This is a genomic window from Nocardia sp. NPDC058705, from assembly GCF_042749305.1.
Classification (GTDB): domain Bacteria; phylum Actinomycetota; class Actinomycetes; order Mycobacteriales; family Mycobacteriaceae; genus Nocardia.
The window spans coordinates 127,157-145,550 of sequence record NZ_JBHYRN010000017.1; the positions used below are offsets into that span (position 1 = coordinate 127,157).

17 protein-coding genes are annotated in these 18,394 nt (G+C 67.8%); 8 read left to right on the forward strand and 9 right to left on the reverse strand.

Annotation, left to right across the window (positions count from 1 at the left end; translation table 11 throughout):
* The first annotated feature begins 114 nt into the window (after window positions 1-114).
* The 3 genes from ACFW6D_RS20385 (at window position 115) to ACFW6D_RS20395 (ending at window position 3,013) form a co-directional block, all read left to right on the forward strand.
* Complete coding sequence (locus tag ACFW6D_RS20385; protein WP_379330290.1) at window positions 115-549, forward strand: plasmid mobilization protein; 435 nt, start codon at window positions 115-117, stop codon at window positions 547-549.
* Window positions 549-2,225, forward strand: a complete 1,677-nt coding sequence (locus ACFW6D_RS20390; protein ID WP_379330292.1) for a relaxase/mobilization nuclease domain-containing protein — start codon at window positions 549-551, stop codon at window positions 2,223-2,225. The genes ACFW6D_RS20385 and ACFW6D_RS20390 overlap by 1 nt, the downstream gene beginning before the upstream one ends.
* A 185-nt stretch (window positions 2,226-2,410) precedes the next feature.
* Window positions 2,411-3,013: a TetR/AcrR family transcriptional regulator gene (locus ACFW6D_RS20395; protein WP_379330294.1), complete on the forward strand. Its 603-nt coding sequence runs from the start codon at window positions 2,411-2,413 to the stop codon at window positions 3,011-3,013.
* 188 nt (window positions 3,014-3,201) lie between these two features.
* Here the strand turns inward: ACFW6D_RS20395 and ACFW6D_RS20400 are convergent, their stop codons facing one another.
* Window positions 3,202-4,203 carry an acyltransferase domain-containing protein gene (locus ACFW6D_RS20400; protein ID WP_379330296.1) on the reverse strand — a complete coding sequence of 334 codons (1,002 nt, stop codon included), beginning with the start codon at window positions 4,201-4,203 and terminating at the stop codon, window positions 3,202-3,204.
* A gap of 177 nt (window positions 4,204-4,380) precedes the next feature.
* Here ACFW6D_RS20400 and ACFW6D_RS20405 point away from each other — a divergent pair, with 177 nt between their 5' ends.
* From ACFW6D_RS20405 to ACFW6D_RS20415, 3 genes are all read left to right on the forward strand, one after another.
* Window positions 4,381-5,451, forward strand: a complete 1,071-nt coding sequence (locus tag ACFW6D_RS20405; RefSeq protein ID WP_379330298.1) for a ketoacyl-ACP synthase III family protein — start codon at window positions 4,381-4,383, stop codon at window positions 5,449-5,451.
* Between the two features lie 182 nt (window positions 5,452-5,633).
* Window positions 5,634-6,290, forward strand: a complete 657-nt coding sequence (locus ACFW6D_RS20410) for a PhzF family phenazine biosynthesis protein (protein WP_379330300.1) — start codon at window positions 5,634-5,636, stop codon at window positions 6,288-6,290.
* Window positions 6,291-6,425: 135 nt separating this feature from the next.
* Window positions 6,426-6,974, forward strand: a complete 549-nt coding sequence (locus ACFW6D_RS20415; RefSeq protein ID WP_379330302.1) for an HNH endonuclease — start codon at window positions 6,426-6,428, stop codon at window positions 6,972-6,974.
* A gap of 230 nt (window positions 6,975-7,204) precedes the next feature.
* Here ACFW6D_RS20415 and ACFW6D_RS20420 read toward each other — a convergent pair whose 3' ends face one another.
* The 8 genes from ACFW6D_RS20420 to ACFW6D_RS20455 all read right to left on the reverse strand — a co-directional run bounded on the left by ACFW6D_RS20420 (window position 7,205) and on the right by ACFW6D_RS20455 (window position 15,688).
* Window positions 7,205-8,191: an aldo/keto reductase gene (locus ACFW6D_RS20420; RefSeq protein WP_379330304.1), complete on the reverse strand. Its 987-nt coding sequence runs from the start codon at window positions 8,189-8,191 to the stop codon at window positions 7,205-7,207.
* 170 nt (window positions 8,192-8,361) lie between these two features.
* Window positions 8,362-9,135, reverse strand: coding sequence for a cyclase family protein (locus ACFW6D_RS20425; RefSeq protein ID WP_379330306.1), 774 nt, complete (start codon window positions 9,133-9,135; stop codon window positions 8,362-8,364).
* Window positions 9,132-10,385, reverse strand: coding sequence for an FAD-dependent monooxygenase (locus ACFW6D_RS20430; protein ID WP_379330308.1), 1,254 nt, complete (start codon window positions 10,383-10,385; stop codon window positions 9,132-9,134). Before ACFW6D_RS20430 ends, ACFW6D_RS20425 begins: the two co-directional genes overlap by 4 nt.
* Window positions 10,386-10,395: 10 nt before the next feature.
* Complete coding sequence (locus ACFW6D_RS20435; RefSeq protein WP_379330310.1) at window positions 10,396-11,199, reverse strand: SDR family oxidoreductase; 804 nt, start codon at window positions 11,197-11,199, stop codon at window positions 10,396-10,398.
* A 22-nt stretch (window positions 11,200-11,221) separates the two neighbouring features.
* Window positions 11,222-11,968: an SDR family NAD(P)-dependent oxidoreductase gene (locus ACFW6D_RS20440; protein WP_379330312.1), complete on the reverse strand. Its 747-nt coding sequence runs from the start codon at window positions 11,966-11,968 to the stop codon at window positions 11,222-11,224.
* On the reverse strand, window positions 11,952-13,811 hold the full coding sequence (locus tag ACFW6D_RS20445; RefSeq protein WP_379330314.1) for an AMP-binding protein: 1,860 nt from the start codon (window positions 13,809-13,811) through the stop codon (window positions 11,952-11,954). Before ACFW6D_RS20445 ends, ACFW6D_RS20440 begins: the two co-directional genes overlap by 17 nt.
* Window positions 13,804-14,850, reverse strand: a complete 1,047-nt coding sequence (locus ACFW6D_RS20450) for an aromatase/cyclase (protein ID WP_379330316.1) — start codon at window positions 14,848-14,850, stop codon at window positions 13,804-13,806. Before ACFW6D_RS20450 ends, ACFW6D_RS20445 begins: the two co-directional genes overlap by 8 nt.
* A gap of 34 nt (window positions 14,851-14,884) precedes the next feature.
* Entirely contained in the window at window positions 14,885-15,688 is an 804-nt protein-coding gene (locus tag ACFW6D_RS20455) for an SDR family NAD(P)-dependent oxidoreductase (protein ID WP_379330318.1), read from the reverse strand.
* A gap of 223 nt (window positions 15,689-15,911) precedes the next feature.
* Here ACFW6D_RS20455 and ACFW6D_RS20460 point away from each other — a divergent pair, with 223 nt between their 5' ends.
* On the forward strand, window positions 15,912-16,586 hold the full coding sequence (locus ACFW6D_RS20460; RefSeq protein WP_379330320.1) for an O-methyltransferase: 675 nt from the start codon (window positions 15,912-15,914) through the stop codon (window positions 16,584-16,586).
* A gap of 166 nt (window positions 16,587-16,752) precedes the next feature.
* Complete coding sequence (locus ACFW6D_RS20465; RefSeq protein ID WP_379330322.1) at window positions 16,753-18,318, forward strand: GMC family oxidoreductase N-terminal domain-containing protein; 1,566 nt, start codon at window positions 16,753-16,755, stop codon at window positions 18,316-18,318.
* The last annotated feature ends 76 nt before the right edge of the window (window positions 18,319-18,394 follow it).

Sequence of the window (18,394 nt, forward strand, 5' to 3'; positions counted from 1 at the left end):
GAACGAATCGGTCATTCGGTTAGTTGATGGTTAACGAGAGGGTGGCCGGTTAATGGCTTCGTCGACAGGGGCAGGCCGCTCCACTTCAGCCGGGTCGCGCTCGGGGGCGCGGTGATGGCCGAGCGCCGGGCTGACGGCGAGGCCACGATTACAGAGTTGCCGGTGCGCGCCTACGCCCGACGGCGGCAACGCCAAGCCAACACTGTCGGCGGGCGGGCGAAAGCCCATTGTGTGAAGGTCACCCCCGAACAGGAACTCGAACTCGTCGCGCGCGCTGCGCGGGCAAAGGTCTCGGTGTCGCGCCTGCTTGTGGAGGCGGCGCTCTCGGATGCGGGGAACACGGTAGGGACGAGTCGCGACGTCGCGGATCGGCTGGCGGGAATCGAGCGACTTCTGGCGAACATCGCGAATAACGTCAATCAGATCGCCGTGGTCGCCAATTCCGATGGCAGCGTCAACCACGAGGCGCTGGCCGCCAACATGGAGCTGCTGCGTCGCCTGCGTGGCCGCGTCGATATCGCGCTCGATGGGTGGAGCGCTGCGGCGTGATGCCGAACGTGACGCGTGGCGGTCACATGGGCGGCCTGCTGGCCTACCTGGTCGGGGCGGGCCGCGCGGATGAGCATCGCTTTCCGCATCTGGTTGCCGCAGACGAGACGGTCACTGCGGACTACCCAGTCGGGGTCGAGCTTGCCCCAGCACAAGCGCTCTCGATTGCCCGGCGCCTCGATCGAGCACGTCGACTGTTCGGTGTCGAGGTCGGCGTGCCGAACTACTTGCGCGATGGGGAGGGGCGCGTCCGTCTCGATGACCGAGGCCGCAAGATCAAGGACCCCGCCCGGCCGTTGACCCCCGGGCACGTCTGGCATTGTTCGCTGTCATTGAGCGCGGAGGAAGGCGAGCTGGCCGACGAAACCTGGGGCCGGATCGCGACCGCGTTCATGAGCAAGATGGGATTCACCGCCGACAGTTCCGGACGCTCACCGGCTCGCTGGGCTGCGGTGCGCCACGGTCTGTCCACCGGCGGAAACGATCACATCCACATTGTGGCTTCGACTGTCCGCGACGATGGCACAAAGGTTGATCTGTGGCGCGAACAGAAGCGATCCCAGCGCGCCGTGGGCGAGTTGGAGCACGAGTTCGGGTTGCAGGTTCTCGAATCCCGCGACACCCGGATCGGTACTCGCGGATTGACCCGCGCCGAACTCTTGCCCGGTGGTGTCAGCACTCGCGAGGAGCCGGCGCGGTGGCGGCTCGAACGTGTTGTGCGCGCCTGTGCGGTTGCATCGCGGGAAGAGGGCGAGTTCGTTCGTCGGCTCCGGCAGGAGAAGTTGATCGTTCTGCCGCGCTACGCACACGGCGATACCGATGCGGTGGTGGGTTACGCGGTCGCGGAGCCGACCCAGAACCGAGGGCGGCTGGTGTACTACGGCGGTGGTCGACTCGCGTCCGATCTCACGCTTCCGGCGTTGCGCAACGAATGGGACCGAAACCCGGCTCTTGACGCCGAGGCGGTCGGCGAGTGGCGGGCCGCGCACCGCAATCGGCTGCCGGTCAACTCCAACGGTGTGGAGGTGGTGCCAGTCGATGCGGCTGAGGTCGGACGCGCCGCGCAGGATCTGCAATGGTGGAATCGCTACCTCGCCATGATCCCGCCCGAGGATCGCGCCCAGTGGGCGCGCGCGGCAGCCCGCACCGCGGGCGTGATGGCCGCGTGGTCGGTACGCACCGAACCCGCCTCGGGCCCATTAGCCGCGACCGCGCGCGCATTGGCCAAGTCCGCGCAGCGTTCCGCCCACACTCGTTGGCAGAAGCCGCCGCGCGCGCTGACGGCCTCAGGCGCGGCGCTGATCATGCTGCAAGCCCGACAGCAGTCCACGGCGGCCACATATCAGTTAGTCCTAGCGCAGCTTGCTCGCGCGGCGGGCGCGATACGTGACGCTCACATCGCGATGGGAGACCTGCACCGCGCAGCCGAACTCGACCGGGCGATGCAGTCCGAGCTGGCCGCAGTCCACGCTCACTACACGCCCGTCCCAGTGGCAGAGGGCGGTCGGCAGACGTCAGTCCAAATGCAACGCGTGCTTGACGGTGCCCTCGAGTTCGGCAGTGCCGAGTCACCAAGTGCAACCCGTCGGTTGGCATCGGCTCTGGAACACGATCGAGCACCCTACGATCCTGATCACGGGCTAGATCGATCCCAGGATCACGGACATGAGCGGTAGCCGTCGAACAACGCGTTACGTCGGGAGGGAGACCACGGTTGATCACATCGCATGAGAGTGGTAACGGAGGCCATGCATGCGTTGGGGTTGCCGGGGTTGCGCCCAAGCTGAGCCCTGCCCAGCTCAAGCAGATGGAGTTTGCCGCCGACCCTTGTCATGAACGAGTATTCGTTTTACTTTGATTCATGCCCCGAGTCAGCGAAGAACACCTGGAACGCCGCAGGCGGCAGATCCTGGACGCCGCGCAACTGTGCTTCGCCCGCAAGGGCTTCAACGCGACGTCCATGCAGGATGTCTTCACCGAATCGGGGATGTCGGCGGGCGCCGTCTACCGGTATTTCGCGAGCAAGGACCAGATCATCTGGGCACTCGTCGCCCCCACCCTCGGACCGCTGCGCGAACGGCTCGCCGCGTACATCAGAACCGAGCAGACGCCGACCCCCGCCGAGGTGATTCGCATGCTCACCCGGGAAATCGTTGCGCGCAGCGGACCCGATGGGCCGCTGCGGCTCGCACCGCAGGTTTGGGCACTGGCTCTCGTGCAACCCGACGCCGCCGCGATCCCGGTCCGCGAGTCGATCGCGGGAATGCGCGAGCTGTGGCTCGAGTACGCGATCAGGATGCGCGAGCTTGGCTGGGTTCCGGACGACACCGATGCGGACGCGCTCGCCAAGGCGATGTTCGGCCTGCTGCCGGGATTCATCCTGCAGCACCTGCTGCTCAACGACGTGACCCCGGACGACTTCGCCCGTGGGGTCGAGGTGATGCTGCCGGGCCCGCGGCCCTAGCCATCGTTGTCGGCAACCTCGCCCTGCGCGGTGATGCGACCGGGGTCGACTTGCTGGCGACCCCGGTCTAGGTCTATCCCGATGAGGAATGGGAGGTCGTCGGGATCGTGCCGCAGTGCCAGCAGGCACAGCGCAGCGCGTCGACAAATCCTGCGCGGCGCGATCCCGGTGCGGTCACAACAGACAGGTCAGGCAATGTCCGGCGCCAAGGCGGACCGCGCGGCGGCCAGACACGCGCGGGCCTCGGCTTGATCGGCCGGTCCGGCTGGCAGCAGCGGGAGACTCCGGCTGCGTCCGGCCAGCACCGCCGGATGCCGCCTGGCGATAGCGGTCAGGCCCCGGCCGGGCCCGCACTCCACGAGTTGCAGGTCCGGGCCGCGCAGCAGAGAGTCCAGAGCGGGCCAGAACCGCACAGGTGCGGCCGGGTGGGAGGACCACCAAGCGGGGTCGGCGGCCTGGTCGGAGGTGAGCGGGGCAGCGGTATAGCCGGAGATCAGCGGGAGCGAAGGCGGGCGCGCTCTCACCGCGGCGAAGGCTGGTTCGGCGCGGGCGGCCAGCGGCGCAAGGACCGGGCTATGGAACGGCGTTGAGGCCGGTACGGTCCGGCACACTATGCCCTGCTCCCGCAACAGGCCGATAACCTCGCCCAGCTGAGGCTCCGGGCCGGCCAGCACAGTCTGGCGGGGCGCGTTGTGCGCGCCCACCACCACGCCGCCGCGCAGATATGGGGCCAGCGTGTCAGGAGCCGCGGCTACCGCGACCATCCCGCCGACCGGCCCTTCGGCGAGCCGGGTCACCCGGTCCAACATCAGCCGGGCGGCGTCGGCCACGGCGAATATCCCGGCCAGGACCGCCCCCGCCATCTCGCCAACGCTGTGGCCGAGCAGCGCCACCGGACGTACCCCCCACGACTCGACGGTCCGCCCGAGGGCGTAGTCGATCGTGAACAGCATGATCTGGGACCGGGTGACGTGGTCCATCGGAACCCGGGGGCGTTCCCCAAGCCAGTCGTCGCGCACTCGGCCGCCTTCCGCGCCGAGCGCGGCGAACACCTCGTCCGACGCACCGGTGAAGGCCTCGTCGTGGCCGTACAGACCGGTGGCCATACCCGGGTGCTGAGCCCCTTGGCCCGGCAGCAGGAGCGCCACGGGAAGCGGCTCCGGTCCGGCGGTCGGCATTGGGCGCGACATGGGTCCTCCTCTCGGCGAACCTCTTCGAGCGGTCCGCCGCTCAGATCCTCGCGGGGCCCGCTACAGATTCACTCGACCGCGGATTGAGATCCTCCAGCGATCCTCGATCCATGGTCGAGACGCGGGCCGGACGATCTGAGCGGCGCCCCGCAGGTCCGGGCCCAGAGAGGAAAGTCCATGAGGTGTGATCAGCTGTACATCGCCGGTCTCGGCAGCTGGCTGCCACCCGCGCTGTCGGTGGCCGAGGCGGTGGCGCGCGGAGAGTGGGGGGCGACCGCGGCCGCGAGGAGCGGCATGCGGTCGGTGACGGTCTGCACGGATGACACCGAGGCGCCCGCCGAGATGGCTGTGCGGGCCGCTGCCCGGGCGCTGGAGCGAGCCGGAATGGACGGCTCGGAGGTGGATTTGCTGCTACACGCGAGCCTGTACGACCAGGGCAATGCTTTGTGGGGCACCGCCTCCTACGTGCAGCGGCGCGTGTTGCCCGGCGGCGGCTGTCCGGCGCTGGAGGTGCGCCAGGTGTCGAACGGGGGCATGGCGGCACTCTTCCTAGCGTCCGCTGTGATGGACCCCGGATCGGAGGCGAGGCCACGCTCCAGGCAGGTGCTGGTCACCACAGCCGACCGGTTCTGCCCGCCGGGCTTCGACCGCTGGCACAGCGACCCGGGCACCGTCTACGCCGACGGCGGCACCGCGATGCTGCTATCAGCACGGGAGGGACTCGCCCGGGTGCGTTCGCTGGCGCTGGTCTCGGATCCAGAACTGGAGGGGATGCACCGCGCTGGCGATCCCTTCGGGGTGGCACAGACCGCACCGTCGGGTGTGCTCGATCTCGAGGGGCACAAGAAGAGGTACGTCGACCGGGCCGGGATGTCGTTCAGCGTGGCTCGGGTGGCGGCCGGGCAGCGTGACGCCGTGAAGGAGGCACTGGCGGACGCCGGGGTGAGCGCCGCCGAGATCTCCCGGTGGGTGCTGCCGCACTTCGGGCGTCGTCGCCTGGAGATCAACTGCCTGCGCCCGCTGGGCATCGACGCCGAGCACACCGCCTGGGAGTTCAGCAGAAGGGTGGGACATTTGGGTGCCGGGGACCAGATCGCCGCTCTGGAGCATCTGGTGTTCTCCGGCGCTCTCCGGACCGGGGAGCTGTGCGTGCTGATGGGCGTGGGAGCTGGCTTCACCTGGTCGTGCGCGGTGGTCGAGGTGGTGCGGGACCCGGACGGCATGGCGTCCCGACCTTTGCTGCCATAGACGCCGGAAGCGTGGCTGTAAGGGTGAATTCTGAGATCAATTATCGGTCAATTTCGACGTCACCTCGGTCGGCGTGTCTGCTGCCGGGCGAGTCGTCGGCGATCCTCCTGGGACCTGATGGAGCGTGCTCATCGCGACCACACAGGTGACGGTCACGCCTGTGATTACGGTTAACTGGGTCGGTGATCGATCATGATGTACTGAGCGTTTTCTGCGGACCAGCAGGCGATTTCGGTAACGAGCTCGGCGTCGTTCAGGGCTTGAATGTCGGCTCCGACGCTCAACGACTCGCCATCGCGCGTGACCTTGGGTTCAGCGAGACGGTGTTTGTCGACGATCCGGTTCGCGCCACAATCGATATTTGGACACCCTCGGTGCGGCTTCCGTTCGCTGGGCACCCCTGCGTGGGCACGGCGTGGCTGCTGGAAACTGCTGAACTCGAAACTGCCGCAGGGATTGTCACCGCGCGTCGCGACGGCGAGTTCTCATGGATCACGGCCCGCGCAGACTGGGCGCCACCCCGCACCGTCAAGCAGTACGGCTCGGCTGAGGAGGTAAACGAGCTCGAGGTGCCGCCACCGGGTGAGTGGATCTACGCGTGGGCCTGGCAGGACGAGACCGCCGGCCAGGTTCGGGCCCGAGCCTTCCCCGGCCGCGGCGACGGCATCGACGAGGATGAGGCGACGGGTGCCGCAGCGTTGCTCCTGACGGCTCACCTCGGCCGCATTCTGACCATCACGCAGGGTCTGGGATCCCAGATTCTGACGTGTCCGAAGCCCGACGGCTCGATCGAGATCGGTGGGCGCGTGCGGCGGATTGGGTCCGGAGCTGGCGGATGAGAGCCCCGGACCTTAGCAGCGTTTAGGTGTCGGTGGTGTCGTAATTCACCGATAGTTTCCTGGTCAGGACACAACTTCGAGTGTCTGCGCTGTCCGATGTCAGTGAATCTGAGCCATTGCCAATGGATCTGAGCCATGCAGCTCTACTCGGTAGACTCTCCAGCCATGCCTGATGGTCGCCCCAGTATCCCCCGACCGCTCGAACGGTCCGTGTTGGTCGAAGCTGGCCACCGGTGTGCGATTCCGGCTTGTCGGTCGATTCCGGTCGAGATTGCCCATATTGTTCCGTGGGCGCAAGTTCGCAAGCACTCTTTCGACAACCTGATCGCGCTATGCCCCACCTGTCACGCACGGTTCGACCGGGGTGACATCGACCGCAAGTCGATGCTCCAGTACAAGGAGAATCTCGCGGTCCTCAACGGCCGCTACACCGATGTGGAGCGCCAGCTGCTACGGCACTTCAGCAGCTACGGCCCAGGTAAGGGTTATCCGATGCTTCCCAATGGAATGAGGTGGATGGTCCGAAACCTTCTTGACGATGGCTTGGTAGAAGTCTCAGATGAGTGCGGGAACAGCGGAACGAAGCTCCATGACGGCCCTGAGCAGTTCTCACACTATGTGGTGCTAACAGATCATGGCAGCGAGTTCATCGGCAGATGGCTTGGCGCCGAACCGCTCCTGTAGGTCGGTGTGCGTCGCCCTGGTCTCGCAGGTGCTGCCAATGATCGGCTACGTCAACCACTCGGGATGATGGCTCAGATACGTTGACAATGGCTCAGATTCGCCAGCGGTGGAAATTCACCGATCAACGATCTCGCGATTCACCGATAGAACCAGAAGCGGGGCGCACACCGGGTGTGTGCCCCGCTTCGATGGCTTGAGCGTGCCAGTGACGGACGCTGGTTGAGGGGGTGTCAGCTTTGGTCGATTGTCCGCATGAAGTGCGCGGGGTAGCGCGGCCCGGCAGTGGCGCCGACCGGGAAGAGGTCGGAGAGTCGGCCGACTTCCTCGTCCGTCAACCGGACCTCGGTGGCTGCGGCGTTCTGCTCTAGGTGAGTGATGCGCCGGGTGCCGGGGATCGGCACCACGTCACCGCCCTGTGCGAGCACCCAGGCCAGCGCTAGCTGGGTGAGGCTGATCCCTTTGTTGTCGGCCAGTTCCTCGACCGTGCGCACCAGGTTGCGGTTGTGGTCGAAGTTCTCGCTCTGGAACCGCGGGTGGTTGCGGCGCTGGTCGTCCTCGGCGAGGTCATCGGCACTGTCGAAGGCTCCGGTGAGAAAGCCGCGGCCGAGCGGGCTGTAGGCCACGAAGCCGGTGCCCAGTTCACGGCAGGTGGCCAAGATCTCCTCCTCCACATGCCGTTCCCACAGCGAGTACTCGGTCTGTAGGGCGGCGATCGGGTGCACGGCGTGCGCCCGCCGCAGGGTGCGTGCGGAGACCTCGCACAATCCGATGTGCCGCACCTTGCCCTCGGCGACGAGTTCACCGAGGGCGCCGACGGTCTCCTCGATATCGACCTTCGGGTCCAACCGGGCCAGGTAGTAGAGGTCGATGTGGTCCAAGCCCATGCGCTGCAAGGATGCCTCGCAGGCCTCGCGGACGTACGCGGGGCTGCCGTCGACGTATGGAGGGCCGGCGGCCGGGCGCCGCATCCCGAACTTGGTGGCGACCACGGCCTCGTCCCGGCGGCTGGAAAGGGCTTGGGCGACGATCTTCTCGGCGGTGCCCGGCCCGTAGAAGTCGGCCGTGTCGATCAAGGTGACCCCAAGGTCCAGCGCTCGGCGGATGGTGGCGACGGCCTCGTCGTTGTCCGCCGCTCCGTACGCCCCCGCCATTCCCATGCAGCCGAGGCCGAGGGCCGAGGTTGCGAGGCCAGCCGAACCGAGTTTTCTGTTCTCCATGAATGCCTTTCATAGCCCGCCCGTCGGGCGGTGCGTGGGAACCGACGCTGGGTCGCGCCGCGAGGACCACGGGTCCGAACCCGCGCTGGATAAAAATGTAGCCGACTAAGTAATTGTCTGTCACGAGATCGCGGAGGGTCGTGATAGTTCCTCCCCGCGTCGTCCGACGTTCACTCCTCGATCAGCGCCACCACCCGTGACCAGCCCGCACCGGCCCTGGCGATCTTCACTGGCAGGCAACTGATGGTGAACCCGGTCGAGGCCGGCAGGTCTTGTAGGTTGGCCAGTCGTTCAAGCTGGCAGTACTCCTCCTGGCGTCCGGCAAAGTGTGCCGGCCACAGCATGTTCCGATCCCCGGTGCGGTGGTACTCACCGATGATGTGGGTGAAGGGTGCGTCGAGGCTGAAGGCGTCAGTACCGATCACCCGTACCCCCAGGCCGAGCAGCAGCCTGGTGGCTGGCCCGTCCAGGCCGGTGAACTCGGTGAAGTACTCAGGCTTGCCGAGGTGCCGGTCGGCGCCGGTGTGCAGTAGTACTACATCCAGCGGCTGGGGTCGGCGCCCCACACGCGCGAACTCACGCTCAAGGTACTCGACCCCGACCGTGCCCGTCCCGGCCTCTCGCAGGTCCAGCACCATGCCGGGCCGCACGAACCAGTCCAGCGGCATCTGGTCGATGGTCCGTGGGGTGCGTCCGTCCGCCGCGGGGCCGTAATGTGCAGGGGCGTCGACGTGGGTGCCGGTGTGCGTGGTGAGTGTGAGGTAGTCGTTGGTGAGGAAGGCGCCGTCCGGGAAGACGTCCGGGTCGAGGTCCAGGCCGAAATGTTCCTTCATCTCGTCACGGACGTGCAGGGCCGCCTGATGCGCATCCAGTACCCGGTGCACCACCTCGTCGGGTTCCCAGAACGACGCGTCGATCGGTGAGGACAGATCGATGATTCTCATGGTCCGGAAGCTCCCCATCGTGTCGATTCCGCCTCGCCGAACAGATCCGAGCGCACTGTGACCGGCCGGTCTCCGAACGCGATGGTTCGCAGGATCTTGTCATAGACGGGGGTGTGCGCCAGGGCGCGCGCCGCCAGAGGGCGGATAGCTCCGGCGATCCGGCCTCCGCCGCCGAGCATTGCCTTACTCTGTCGGGCCTGCAGGGTGAAGACCTTCTCGATGTCCTTGCGGCGGCCCGGCACCCAACCCGATAGCTCTGTCTTGCTGAAACCGCCGGTCTGCAGGGCCGATATCAGCACCGGGTGGAGCAATACGGCGTCCTGCACGGCCAGGTTGATGCCTTGGGCGCCGATCGGGCTGTGTGTGTGGGCGCTGTCGCCGATCAGGACCAGTCCGTCGGCCGCCCATTCCTCGGCGTATCCAGAGAAGACGTCGAGCAGGGTCAGATCACTGAGATCTTGGATCTGTTCGAGTACCTGGTCGGCATATCCCGGAACCGCCCGCGCGATCTGCGTGCGCAGCGATTCCACTCCTTTCTCGGCGATCTCCCGGTAGCCGTTGTGCGGCAGTGTCCAGCCGATCTGCACGCAGTCCGGGTAGGAGTCGTAGATGAGAACGGGAGCACCGTCGGTGCGGTGCACCCGCACAGCACGGTCCCGCCGGTCCTCGGACTGCACCCTGAACCACAGGATGTCGTGCGCGAAGGCTTCTAGACGGTGCTGTTCGATCCCGGCCAGCCGCCGGGTCTTTGAGTACCGGCCGTCGGCGGCGACGGTGATCGGCGCGGTGATCTGGCGGCGCCGCTCGCCCTGTCCGCACACGATGCCGGTGACGGCGTTCCCGTCACCGGCCAGTTCCCGGAGCCCGCAGCCGTCCAGGTAGGTGAAGTCTGGATATCTGGAGCAGGCGTCGAACAGCTCGCTCAGCAGATGCTGTTGGGGCAGGCTCAGCAGGAAGCCGTAAGGGGGCGGGAGGGTCCCGTAGTCGATGTTCATCAGCAGGCGCTCGTTCTCCACGAGCTGGAACCGGCCGAGTTCGTAACTGCCGCGGGCGCGGGCTCCGACGAGCACGCCCAAGTCATCCAGGAGTTTCATCGCGCCTGGCTGCAGGATCTCGCCCCGGTACTCGCGGTCGAAGGACCGGGCGCGTTCCACAACGGTGACCCGGACGCCAGACCGCAGCATCAGCAGGGCCAGCGTCAGGCCGGCCGGGCCAGCGCCGACTACACAGACGTCGGTGGTGATGTCCATGTCCGCCCCCTCAGGCCCGCAGGCCGAGGCCGCCGTCTGCCACCACGACCTGCCCCTGGATCCAGGCGGCCTCCGGCGCGCATAGCAGTGCAATCACGTCGGCGACGTCCTCGGGACGGGTGAGGCGGCCGTTGGGAGTGCGGGACGCCAGCAGTCCGGCGATTGCCTTGTTGGAGGTGTGCTCTCCCTTATCGAGCAGATGGGTTGAAACGGCGTTGACGGTGATGCCGAACGGTGCCAAGTCGACGGCGAGATAGCGCACCAGGTTCTCCAGCGCCGCCTTGGCGACTCCGGTGGCGAGGTAGTTCGGGATCACCTCAAACGCACCGTTGCCGGAGACGGCGATGACCCGGCCGCCCTCTGGCATCAGCTTGGCGATCGTGCCCGCACCGTGTAGAAGCGGATTGAGGGCAAGGGCGATCTCGTCGAAGAGGGGGCCGATCTTCGGTGCCACGGGGAGCATCGGGTGCATGGTGGCGGCGTTGTGCACGAAGATGTCCAACTGCCCGTGCTCGTCCCGGATCTGGTCGAACAGGTCGGCCAGGAACTCGGCTGAGCGGATGTCCCCCTTGACCGGCGTGGTGCTGCCCGGCATGCCCGCGGCCACCTCGACGGCCTCGGCGGCGGCCGCGTCGTCACCCGCGTAGTTCAGGTAGACGTGACAGCCGGCCTTCCTCAACCGGTGGGCGATGGCCCGGCCGAGTCCGCGGGAGGATCCGGTGACCAGGGCGATCCGGCCCACCGGGAAGAGGCGTGGGGGTGGGGTGCCCGGGTCGGGGTCGGGGGAGTGGTGCGCAATGCGCTGCTCGTTCATGTGCCAAACCGCCTTCGTGTGATCATGGCCGACCGCCGTTGACCACCTGGAGGTGGCCGTTGACAGCGGCTGAGAGGTCAGAGGCCAGCGCGAGAACGCAGCCCGCCACTTCGTCGGGGGTAGTCGGGACGATGCCCGGACCCATGGGACCGCTGTGCGGCGTACCCGGCTCTTGTACCGGGCCGGGGGCCACACAGTTGACCCGTACGCCTTCGCCCGCCAGGTCGTGGGCTAAGGCGAGGGTAAGACCGGCCACCGCCGCCTTGACCGAGCACAGGTGGGCCGCGGCTGGCCTGCCGCGGACCCCGGCCAATGAGGACAACAGCACCACCCGGGACCGCCCGGCCGCGGCAAGCAGCGGAAGAGCGGCGGTGACCAGGCGGAAAACCGCGACCAGGTCGGTGTCCAGCAACGAGCGGAACTCCTCGGCAGTGAGCACGGCGGCCGGGCGGGGCTGTCCGTCGTAGCCGGTGACGCAGTTGACCAGGACATCCAGCCGGTCCACGCCCGCTGCGGCGAGTCCCGCACACAGCATCTGTGTACCTTCGGGCGCGGCGAGATCGGCGATCACCGGATGTGCGCGGATGCCATGCTCGGCGGCGACGCGGTCGGCGAGCGCGCTGGCAGCGTTCTCGTCCCGGCCGTGTACCACGACCTCGGCGCCCGCTGCGGCGAAGGCGCGCACCACCGCGCCGCCCACCAGTCCGGTCGCCCCGGTCACCAGCACCCGGGCGCCGACGAGGCCCAGCGGGTCAGCCGCATTCGACATGCGACACCACGGTGTGCAGTTGCGGCGTGGCCTTGGCGACCGACGTGAGCTCCCGGATATGTTCCTGGAAGCCGTCGGACTGCACCACCTGTATGTGTGCCGCCGCATCTTCCCAGCGTGCGATGTTGGTGTAGACGTTCGGGTTGGTCAGCGACCGGACCAGGGTGTGGTCGATGAACCCGGGCTGCGTGCGCATGTACACCGAGCTGGCCTCGAAGACCTTTTCGAACTCCTCGGGTGCCGAGGTCAGGATGAATTCGTTGATCAGGATCACCATTGGGGAACCTCCGTCGAGTCGTGCGTGGAAGGAAGCCCGCAGCTCGCGCCGCGGTATCTTGCCGTTGGGGGTACGCGGAAGCCGTGCGACAACCTCGTGACTGTGGACATGCTTGTAGTAGGGCAACCGGGCGTTGAGCCGGCCGATGATTCGTTCCGCTTCCTCGGGGGAGCCGGGGTCGGTGAGGACGAGCAGGGCGTGGGCGACCGCGCCGGACACCGGGTGTGGCCGGTCGATGACGACGCTGTCGGCGACGGTTGGGTCCTCGGCGAGGGCGACTTCGATCTCGGTGGGCGAGACGAGCCAGTTGTCGCACTTGAACACGTCCTTGATGCGGTCGGTGAGGTGGAGCCGGCCGTCCGAGTCGATCCGACCGACGTCACCGGTGGCGAGCCAGCCGTCGGCGTTGACGGGCTGGCCGTGCTCGCCATCGAGGTAGCCCTGCATCACCTGAGGTCCCCTGAGCTGGATCTCCCCGTTCTCGCCGGGCGGCAGCACCGCTCCGTCGTCCAAGGACACCACCCGGTGCTCGGTCCCCTCGACCGGCGTGCCGACCGATCCGGGTCTGTGGTCGCCTGGCCGGTCGAAGTGAGTCAGGGGCGAGGTCTCGGCCAGTCCATACCCCTGGACCACGGGGAGGCCGAAATGCTTGGAGAGGGTGTCGGCCAGGGCCGGGGCGAGCGCGGAACCGCCGGAGGCGATCATCCGGGCGCCTGGCAGCCGAAGTTCGGACAGACGTGGGTGGGCGGCCAGCTGAGCCAGCCGGGCGGGCAGCATGTACACGTGGCTCGCGGTGTGCGCGCGGGCCAAGTCGATCGCTTCAACAGGGTCCGGTCCGGGCACCAGGACCTGTGTCGCTGCGGCTGCAAGGGCCGAGTTCATGTGCATGGGGTGGTAGCTGGGAAAGTGCACGAGGGTGACAGAGGTACGGTCCAGGCTGTGTGCCCGGGCGGTCTGGACCGCGTTCACCGTCACATTTCGGTGGCTGAGCACGACGGCCTTCGGCATCCCCGTGGTGCCGCTGGTGAAGTGCAGCGCGGCCGGCTCGTCCGGGGCCGCGCGGTGCTCTGGCACGCCGGAACCGGCGGCATCGAGCAGGTCCGCGAAACGCGGGACCTGCCGGTCGTCCACCGGGTTCTCATCGGAGTTCTCGCCGAGGACCGCGACCAGTTCCAGCCCGGGGAGGCCGCCTTGTATCCGGCGCAGCCGCTCGTAGAGCTGGGCACCGACCAGGGCGGCCCGCGCGCCGGACTTCTCCAGTACGTACTGCAGTTGCTGCTCGCGCAGCAGCGGAACCACCGGGAGCGCCAGGTTCCCGCTGCGCAGGACACCGTGGTAGGCGATCACCACGTCGGGGTGTAGGTCCGCCCCGATTGCGACGACCGCCCTCCCCGCGCCGAACCGTTCCCGCAACAGGGCGGCGCACCGGTCCACCGCCGCGTCGAGCCGCGCGTATGTGACCGTATCGCCGTCGAGGACGAGCGCGGAGTGATCGCCGGATCGGCGGGCGGCCGCTCGCAGCAGCAGATCAGCGCGGGCCGGGAGTCCGCCTAGGAGGTCAGGCACCGCTGGTCCCCTCCACGAAGGCCTTGGCCTGCCGCAGGGTCGTCGAGCTGTTGCGGCCCAGCGCCTCCCGGACGAAGGCCCGAGCCTGCTCCTCGGTGGCGTCGGGTCCTAGCACCCGGTCGATAGCGTCCGTCGCCAATACGACGGTGTGCTCGGCGGTCGCCGTGACGCCCCCGTTCTCATCCTCGTCCAGCAACCAGCTGCCGATGTGTACGCGCAGCAGGGCCGGTGTGACGAGCTGCTTGTAGTGGATGCTGTGGGGGGCGGTGCAGACCCGGACCGACCGGGTCGTGTGGGACGAGCCGTCGGCGGTCTGGGTGTCCATCTCCAGGATCTGCACCCCGGGCAGATGCTCGGTGAGCTTCACCCGGGCGACGTGGGGGAGCCGCTCCACCCAGTGCTCCGCGCGGTCTAGGAAGGCGTGCACCGCGGCGAAGGTGCCGTCGATCCGCAGGCTGTCGCGGAAGGTGAAGCTGGCCTCTTTGCCGGTTTCGGCATCCCGGGCAGCCTCGGCCAGGGCGGCCAGCTCGCTGCGGCTGTTGCCGTCGACGGCCTTCTCAAGCCAGGCGAGTGTCTCGGCGTCGTCGTCGACCGCAGCGTAGGTGTGGGTGAGCACCACCTCGCTGCCGCCGCCTGTCATCGGGCGTACGATCCACTCCCCGCCCATGGCAGCGATCGGTGCCACAGGCCGGTCCTGTTCGAAGGAGATGCGCTGCCGCATCGGCTCGACCAGCCGACGGGACGTCCAGGTGCGCACCCCACCGTTGGCGGTAGCCCACAGCTGAAGCCGTTCCGGACCGCCACCTTCCGGTGCCTTCTCCAGGAAGCGGGCGTGAACGGTGGGCGGGAAGATCAGCGGCCACCGCTCGACGTCGGCAAGCAGGGCGAAGACAACGGCCGGGGCCGCCGGGACGGTGACGGTGTGCGCCACGTCGATACGGGTCGCGTCACCGGGCCGCTCACCTGGTGTGCGCCGCGAGGGGCTGACGGTGGGGTTCGGAGCAGGGGGCGTGGTGGTCGGGGGCGTGGTCTGGGACAAGGTGTGCACCTTCCGAAAAGAGGCGGCGGACCGGTCAGTAGCTGCCGAGGCCGCCGCAGACGTTGAGCGCCTGCGCGGTGACGGCGTCCGCGGCCGGCGAGGTGAGGTAGCTGACCATGGCGGCCACCTCCTCCGGGGTGGTGTAGCGGCCGAGCGGGATCTTGGACTCGAAACGTTCGCGGATCTGTTCCTCGCTGGTATCCCACGCCTCGGCGTAGGCCCGGCGAACTCGTTCCGCCATGGGGGTCTCGACGTATCCCGGGCAGACCGCGTTCACGGTGGTTCCGGAGGTGGCGAGTTCCAGTCCCAGGGCCTTGGTCATGCCGATCACAGCGGCCTTGGACGCGGAGTACGGAGCTGCGAGGACGACGCCCTGCTTTCCTCCGGTGGAGGCGATGTTGATGACCCGTCCTCGCGGCCGACCGAGTATCCCGCCGGCCGATAGCACCTCCCGGGTCACCAGGAAGACGCTGTTGAGGTTGGTGTCGATGACGTCGTACCAGAGCTCGTCGGAGAGTTCAGCGGTGACGCCGCCGCCGTTGCGGCCGGCGTTATTGACCAGCACGTCGATCGGGCCGTACACCGCGACGGCTGCGGCGACCAGCGCTGTCACCTCCGTGCGGGAGCGGACATCACATACCGTGCCGTCGGCCTCATACCCCTGCGCACGCAGTGTCTTGATGGTGGTGGCGACGTTCTCCGCGGAACGTGCGCACAGGAAGACCCGCAGGCCGCTCTCGGCCAGGGAGCGGGCGATCGCGAGCCCGATTCCACTGGTGGCGCCGGTGATCAGGGCAGTGCGCCGGTCCGCCGGGATCCTGGTATCGCTGGCAGGCATCTCGCTCCTCGTTGCTAGCCGCAGTGCGGCGTTCTCGGGCCGCGGGCCGATGCCCGACGTCACCAGCGAGGCTGCCGGGCGGCGGTCGAGGCCCGCTTGAGCACGGGTGGAGCGCTGTCGCGAGGGCATGGACTGGTTTTCGAGTGCTTCTCCAGCCACTGCTCCTACGTTGGCCACGTCCTGGCGAACGCCGGGCCTGTGTGAACCTGATAAAGGAGTGGTGATGGAATTTCCTGCCGACCAGCCGATGCGGGTGGCGGCGACCCAAGAGGTCGTCGACTACGTGGTCGCCAGCAGCATCGCACCGCTGCCCGCCCATCACGACCTGGTGGAACGCACAGAGAAGGAGACCGGCGATAAGGCTGGCATGCGGATCGCGCCTGAACAGGGCGCACTGATCACGCTGTTGGCCCGGATGGTGGGTGCACGGCGGGCGATCGAGGTGGGCACCTTCACCGGGTACTCGTCGCTGTCCATCGCCCGTGTCCTGCCGGCCGACGGACACTTGCTGTGCTGCGACACCAGCGAGGAGTGGACGAGCATTGCTCGGGACGGATGGGAGTCGGCGGGACTGGCTGACCGGATCGAGCTGCGCCTCGGCCCCGCTTTGGAGACCCTGCGGTCCCTGCCGCGTGAGGAAAGCGTCGACTTCTCCTTCGTAGACGCCGACAAGACCGGCTACGCGGCCTACTACGAGGAGCTGATCGTCCGGACCCGGCCGGGCGGCCTGATCGTCTTCGACAATGTCCTCTACGGCGGCCGGGTGCTGGGTGACGAGCCGGTGACCGGAAACGCCGCCGCGCTGCGCGAGTTCAATCCGGCACTCGCGGCCGACCCGCGGGTCGAGGTGGTAATGCTGCCGCTCGCTGACGGCCTGACCATCGCCCGCAAGCTCTGATCCACCCTGCCGCTGTGGCCCTCCGTACGGCCGCCTGCTGTGCCGGGCATGCGGCCGTACGGAGGGCGCAGCGGCTGCCGCGATGAAGTGCGGCGGAATTCCCAGGCGGCTGCGCCGTCCGTCGACCCGGTCCATCCCCCGTTCTTCGATCAGTCAAGGAAGTGATATGCCAAGCAGAAGCGGGCTCTCCCGTCGCGGGTTCCTCACCAGTGTTGCGGCAGGCACGGCACTCGCAGCCCTTCCGCTGCGGTCCGCCAGCGCCGCGGAATCCGTCAAGATACTGATCATCGGCAGTGGTTACGCCGGTAGCGTCGCCGCGCTCCGGCTCGCGCAAGCCGGGTTGGACTCGTTGGTCCTGGAGCGCGGTAGGCGCTGGCCGATCACGGACCAAGGCGGCACCTTCGCCACTCCTGCGGCCCCGGACGGTCGGGCCTCCTGGCTGAACTCCTGGAGTCCCTTCGTCCCTCAGCCGCTCGATGTGTACCCGGGGGTGCTCGAGGCGTTCCAGGCCAACGGGGTCATCGCCCTGGCCGGCGCGGGCGTGGGCGGCGGTTCGCTGGTCAACAACGCCGTCATGCTCCAGCCTTCCCAGAACGTGTTCAAACGGGCGTTCGGCGCCCACGTCGACTTCGACGAGATGAGCGATCAGTGGTACACCAAAGCCCGCGCGCTAATCGGTATGGCACCGATGCCGGACGACGTGTACAACTCCACGCACTACACCGCCGCCCGCTCGTTCGTCGCGGAGACCACCGCCGCAGGACTGGCGCCATTCCGGGCCGACATGGCGGTGGACTGGCAAACGGTGCGCGAGGAGCAGGCGGGCACCCGGGAGGCGTCGCTGATCATCGCCCGCTCTATCTGGGGCGCCAATAGCGGTGCCAAGCGAAGCGTCGACCGGACCATCCTGGCGGCCGCCGAGGCCACCGGCCGGGTATCGGTCGAGACCTTGACCAGGGTGGTGGACGTGGTGCCCACGAACGGCCATCAGCGCTACCTGGTGCGGTGCGAGCGTATCGACGACACCGGTGCCGTGGTGGCACGGCCCGAGTACAGCGCGGAGCACGTCTTCTTCGCCGCGGGTTCGCTGGGTACCAGTCGGCTGCTGGTGGCCGCCAGAGACCGCGGCAGCCTGCCCGCCCTACACGCCACGGTGGGTAAGGGCTGGGGCACCAACAGCGACCGGCAGACGGTACGCGTGGGCATGCCCTGGAACAACCCCACACAGGGCGGACCGTCCGGCATCGTCGCCCAGGACCTCGCCAACCCCTACGAACCTGTCACGCTGATCAACTTCCCGTGGCCGAGACCGCCCGCAGACGGCACCGGAGCGCTCGGCGCCCTCGCGATGACCACCTGTTCCCCCGACGGGCACTTCACCTACGACGCGGCCACCGACAACGTGTCCCTGACCTGGCCGAGTACCAGTCCCTCGGCATTGCGTGCCACCCAGGCGGTGACGACCACCATGGACCGGATCAACGCCGCCAACCCCGGCACCTCCACGCTGCGGCTAAACGCCGACACCACCTCCCACACGCTCGGCGGCGTGGTGCTGGGCCAGGCGTGCAAGGCCGACGGGCGGCTGTATGGCTACAACAACCTCTACGTCATCGACAGCTCGCTCATCCCCGGCAGCATGGCGACGGTTCCGCCGGCGCTGACTGTGACTGCACTTGCCGACCGATGCGTCGACCTGGCGCTGCGCCGCATCCTAAGGAATGTCCCGTAAGTCGTTGAGCAGCAACAGGTATCGTCTTACCGGTGGTGATCTCGGCGTCTGACCCGGTGATGGTGGAGTTGTTCTC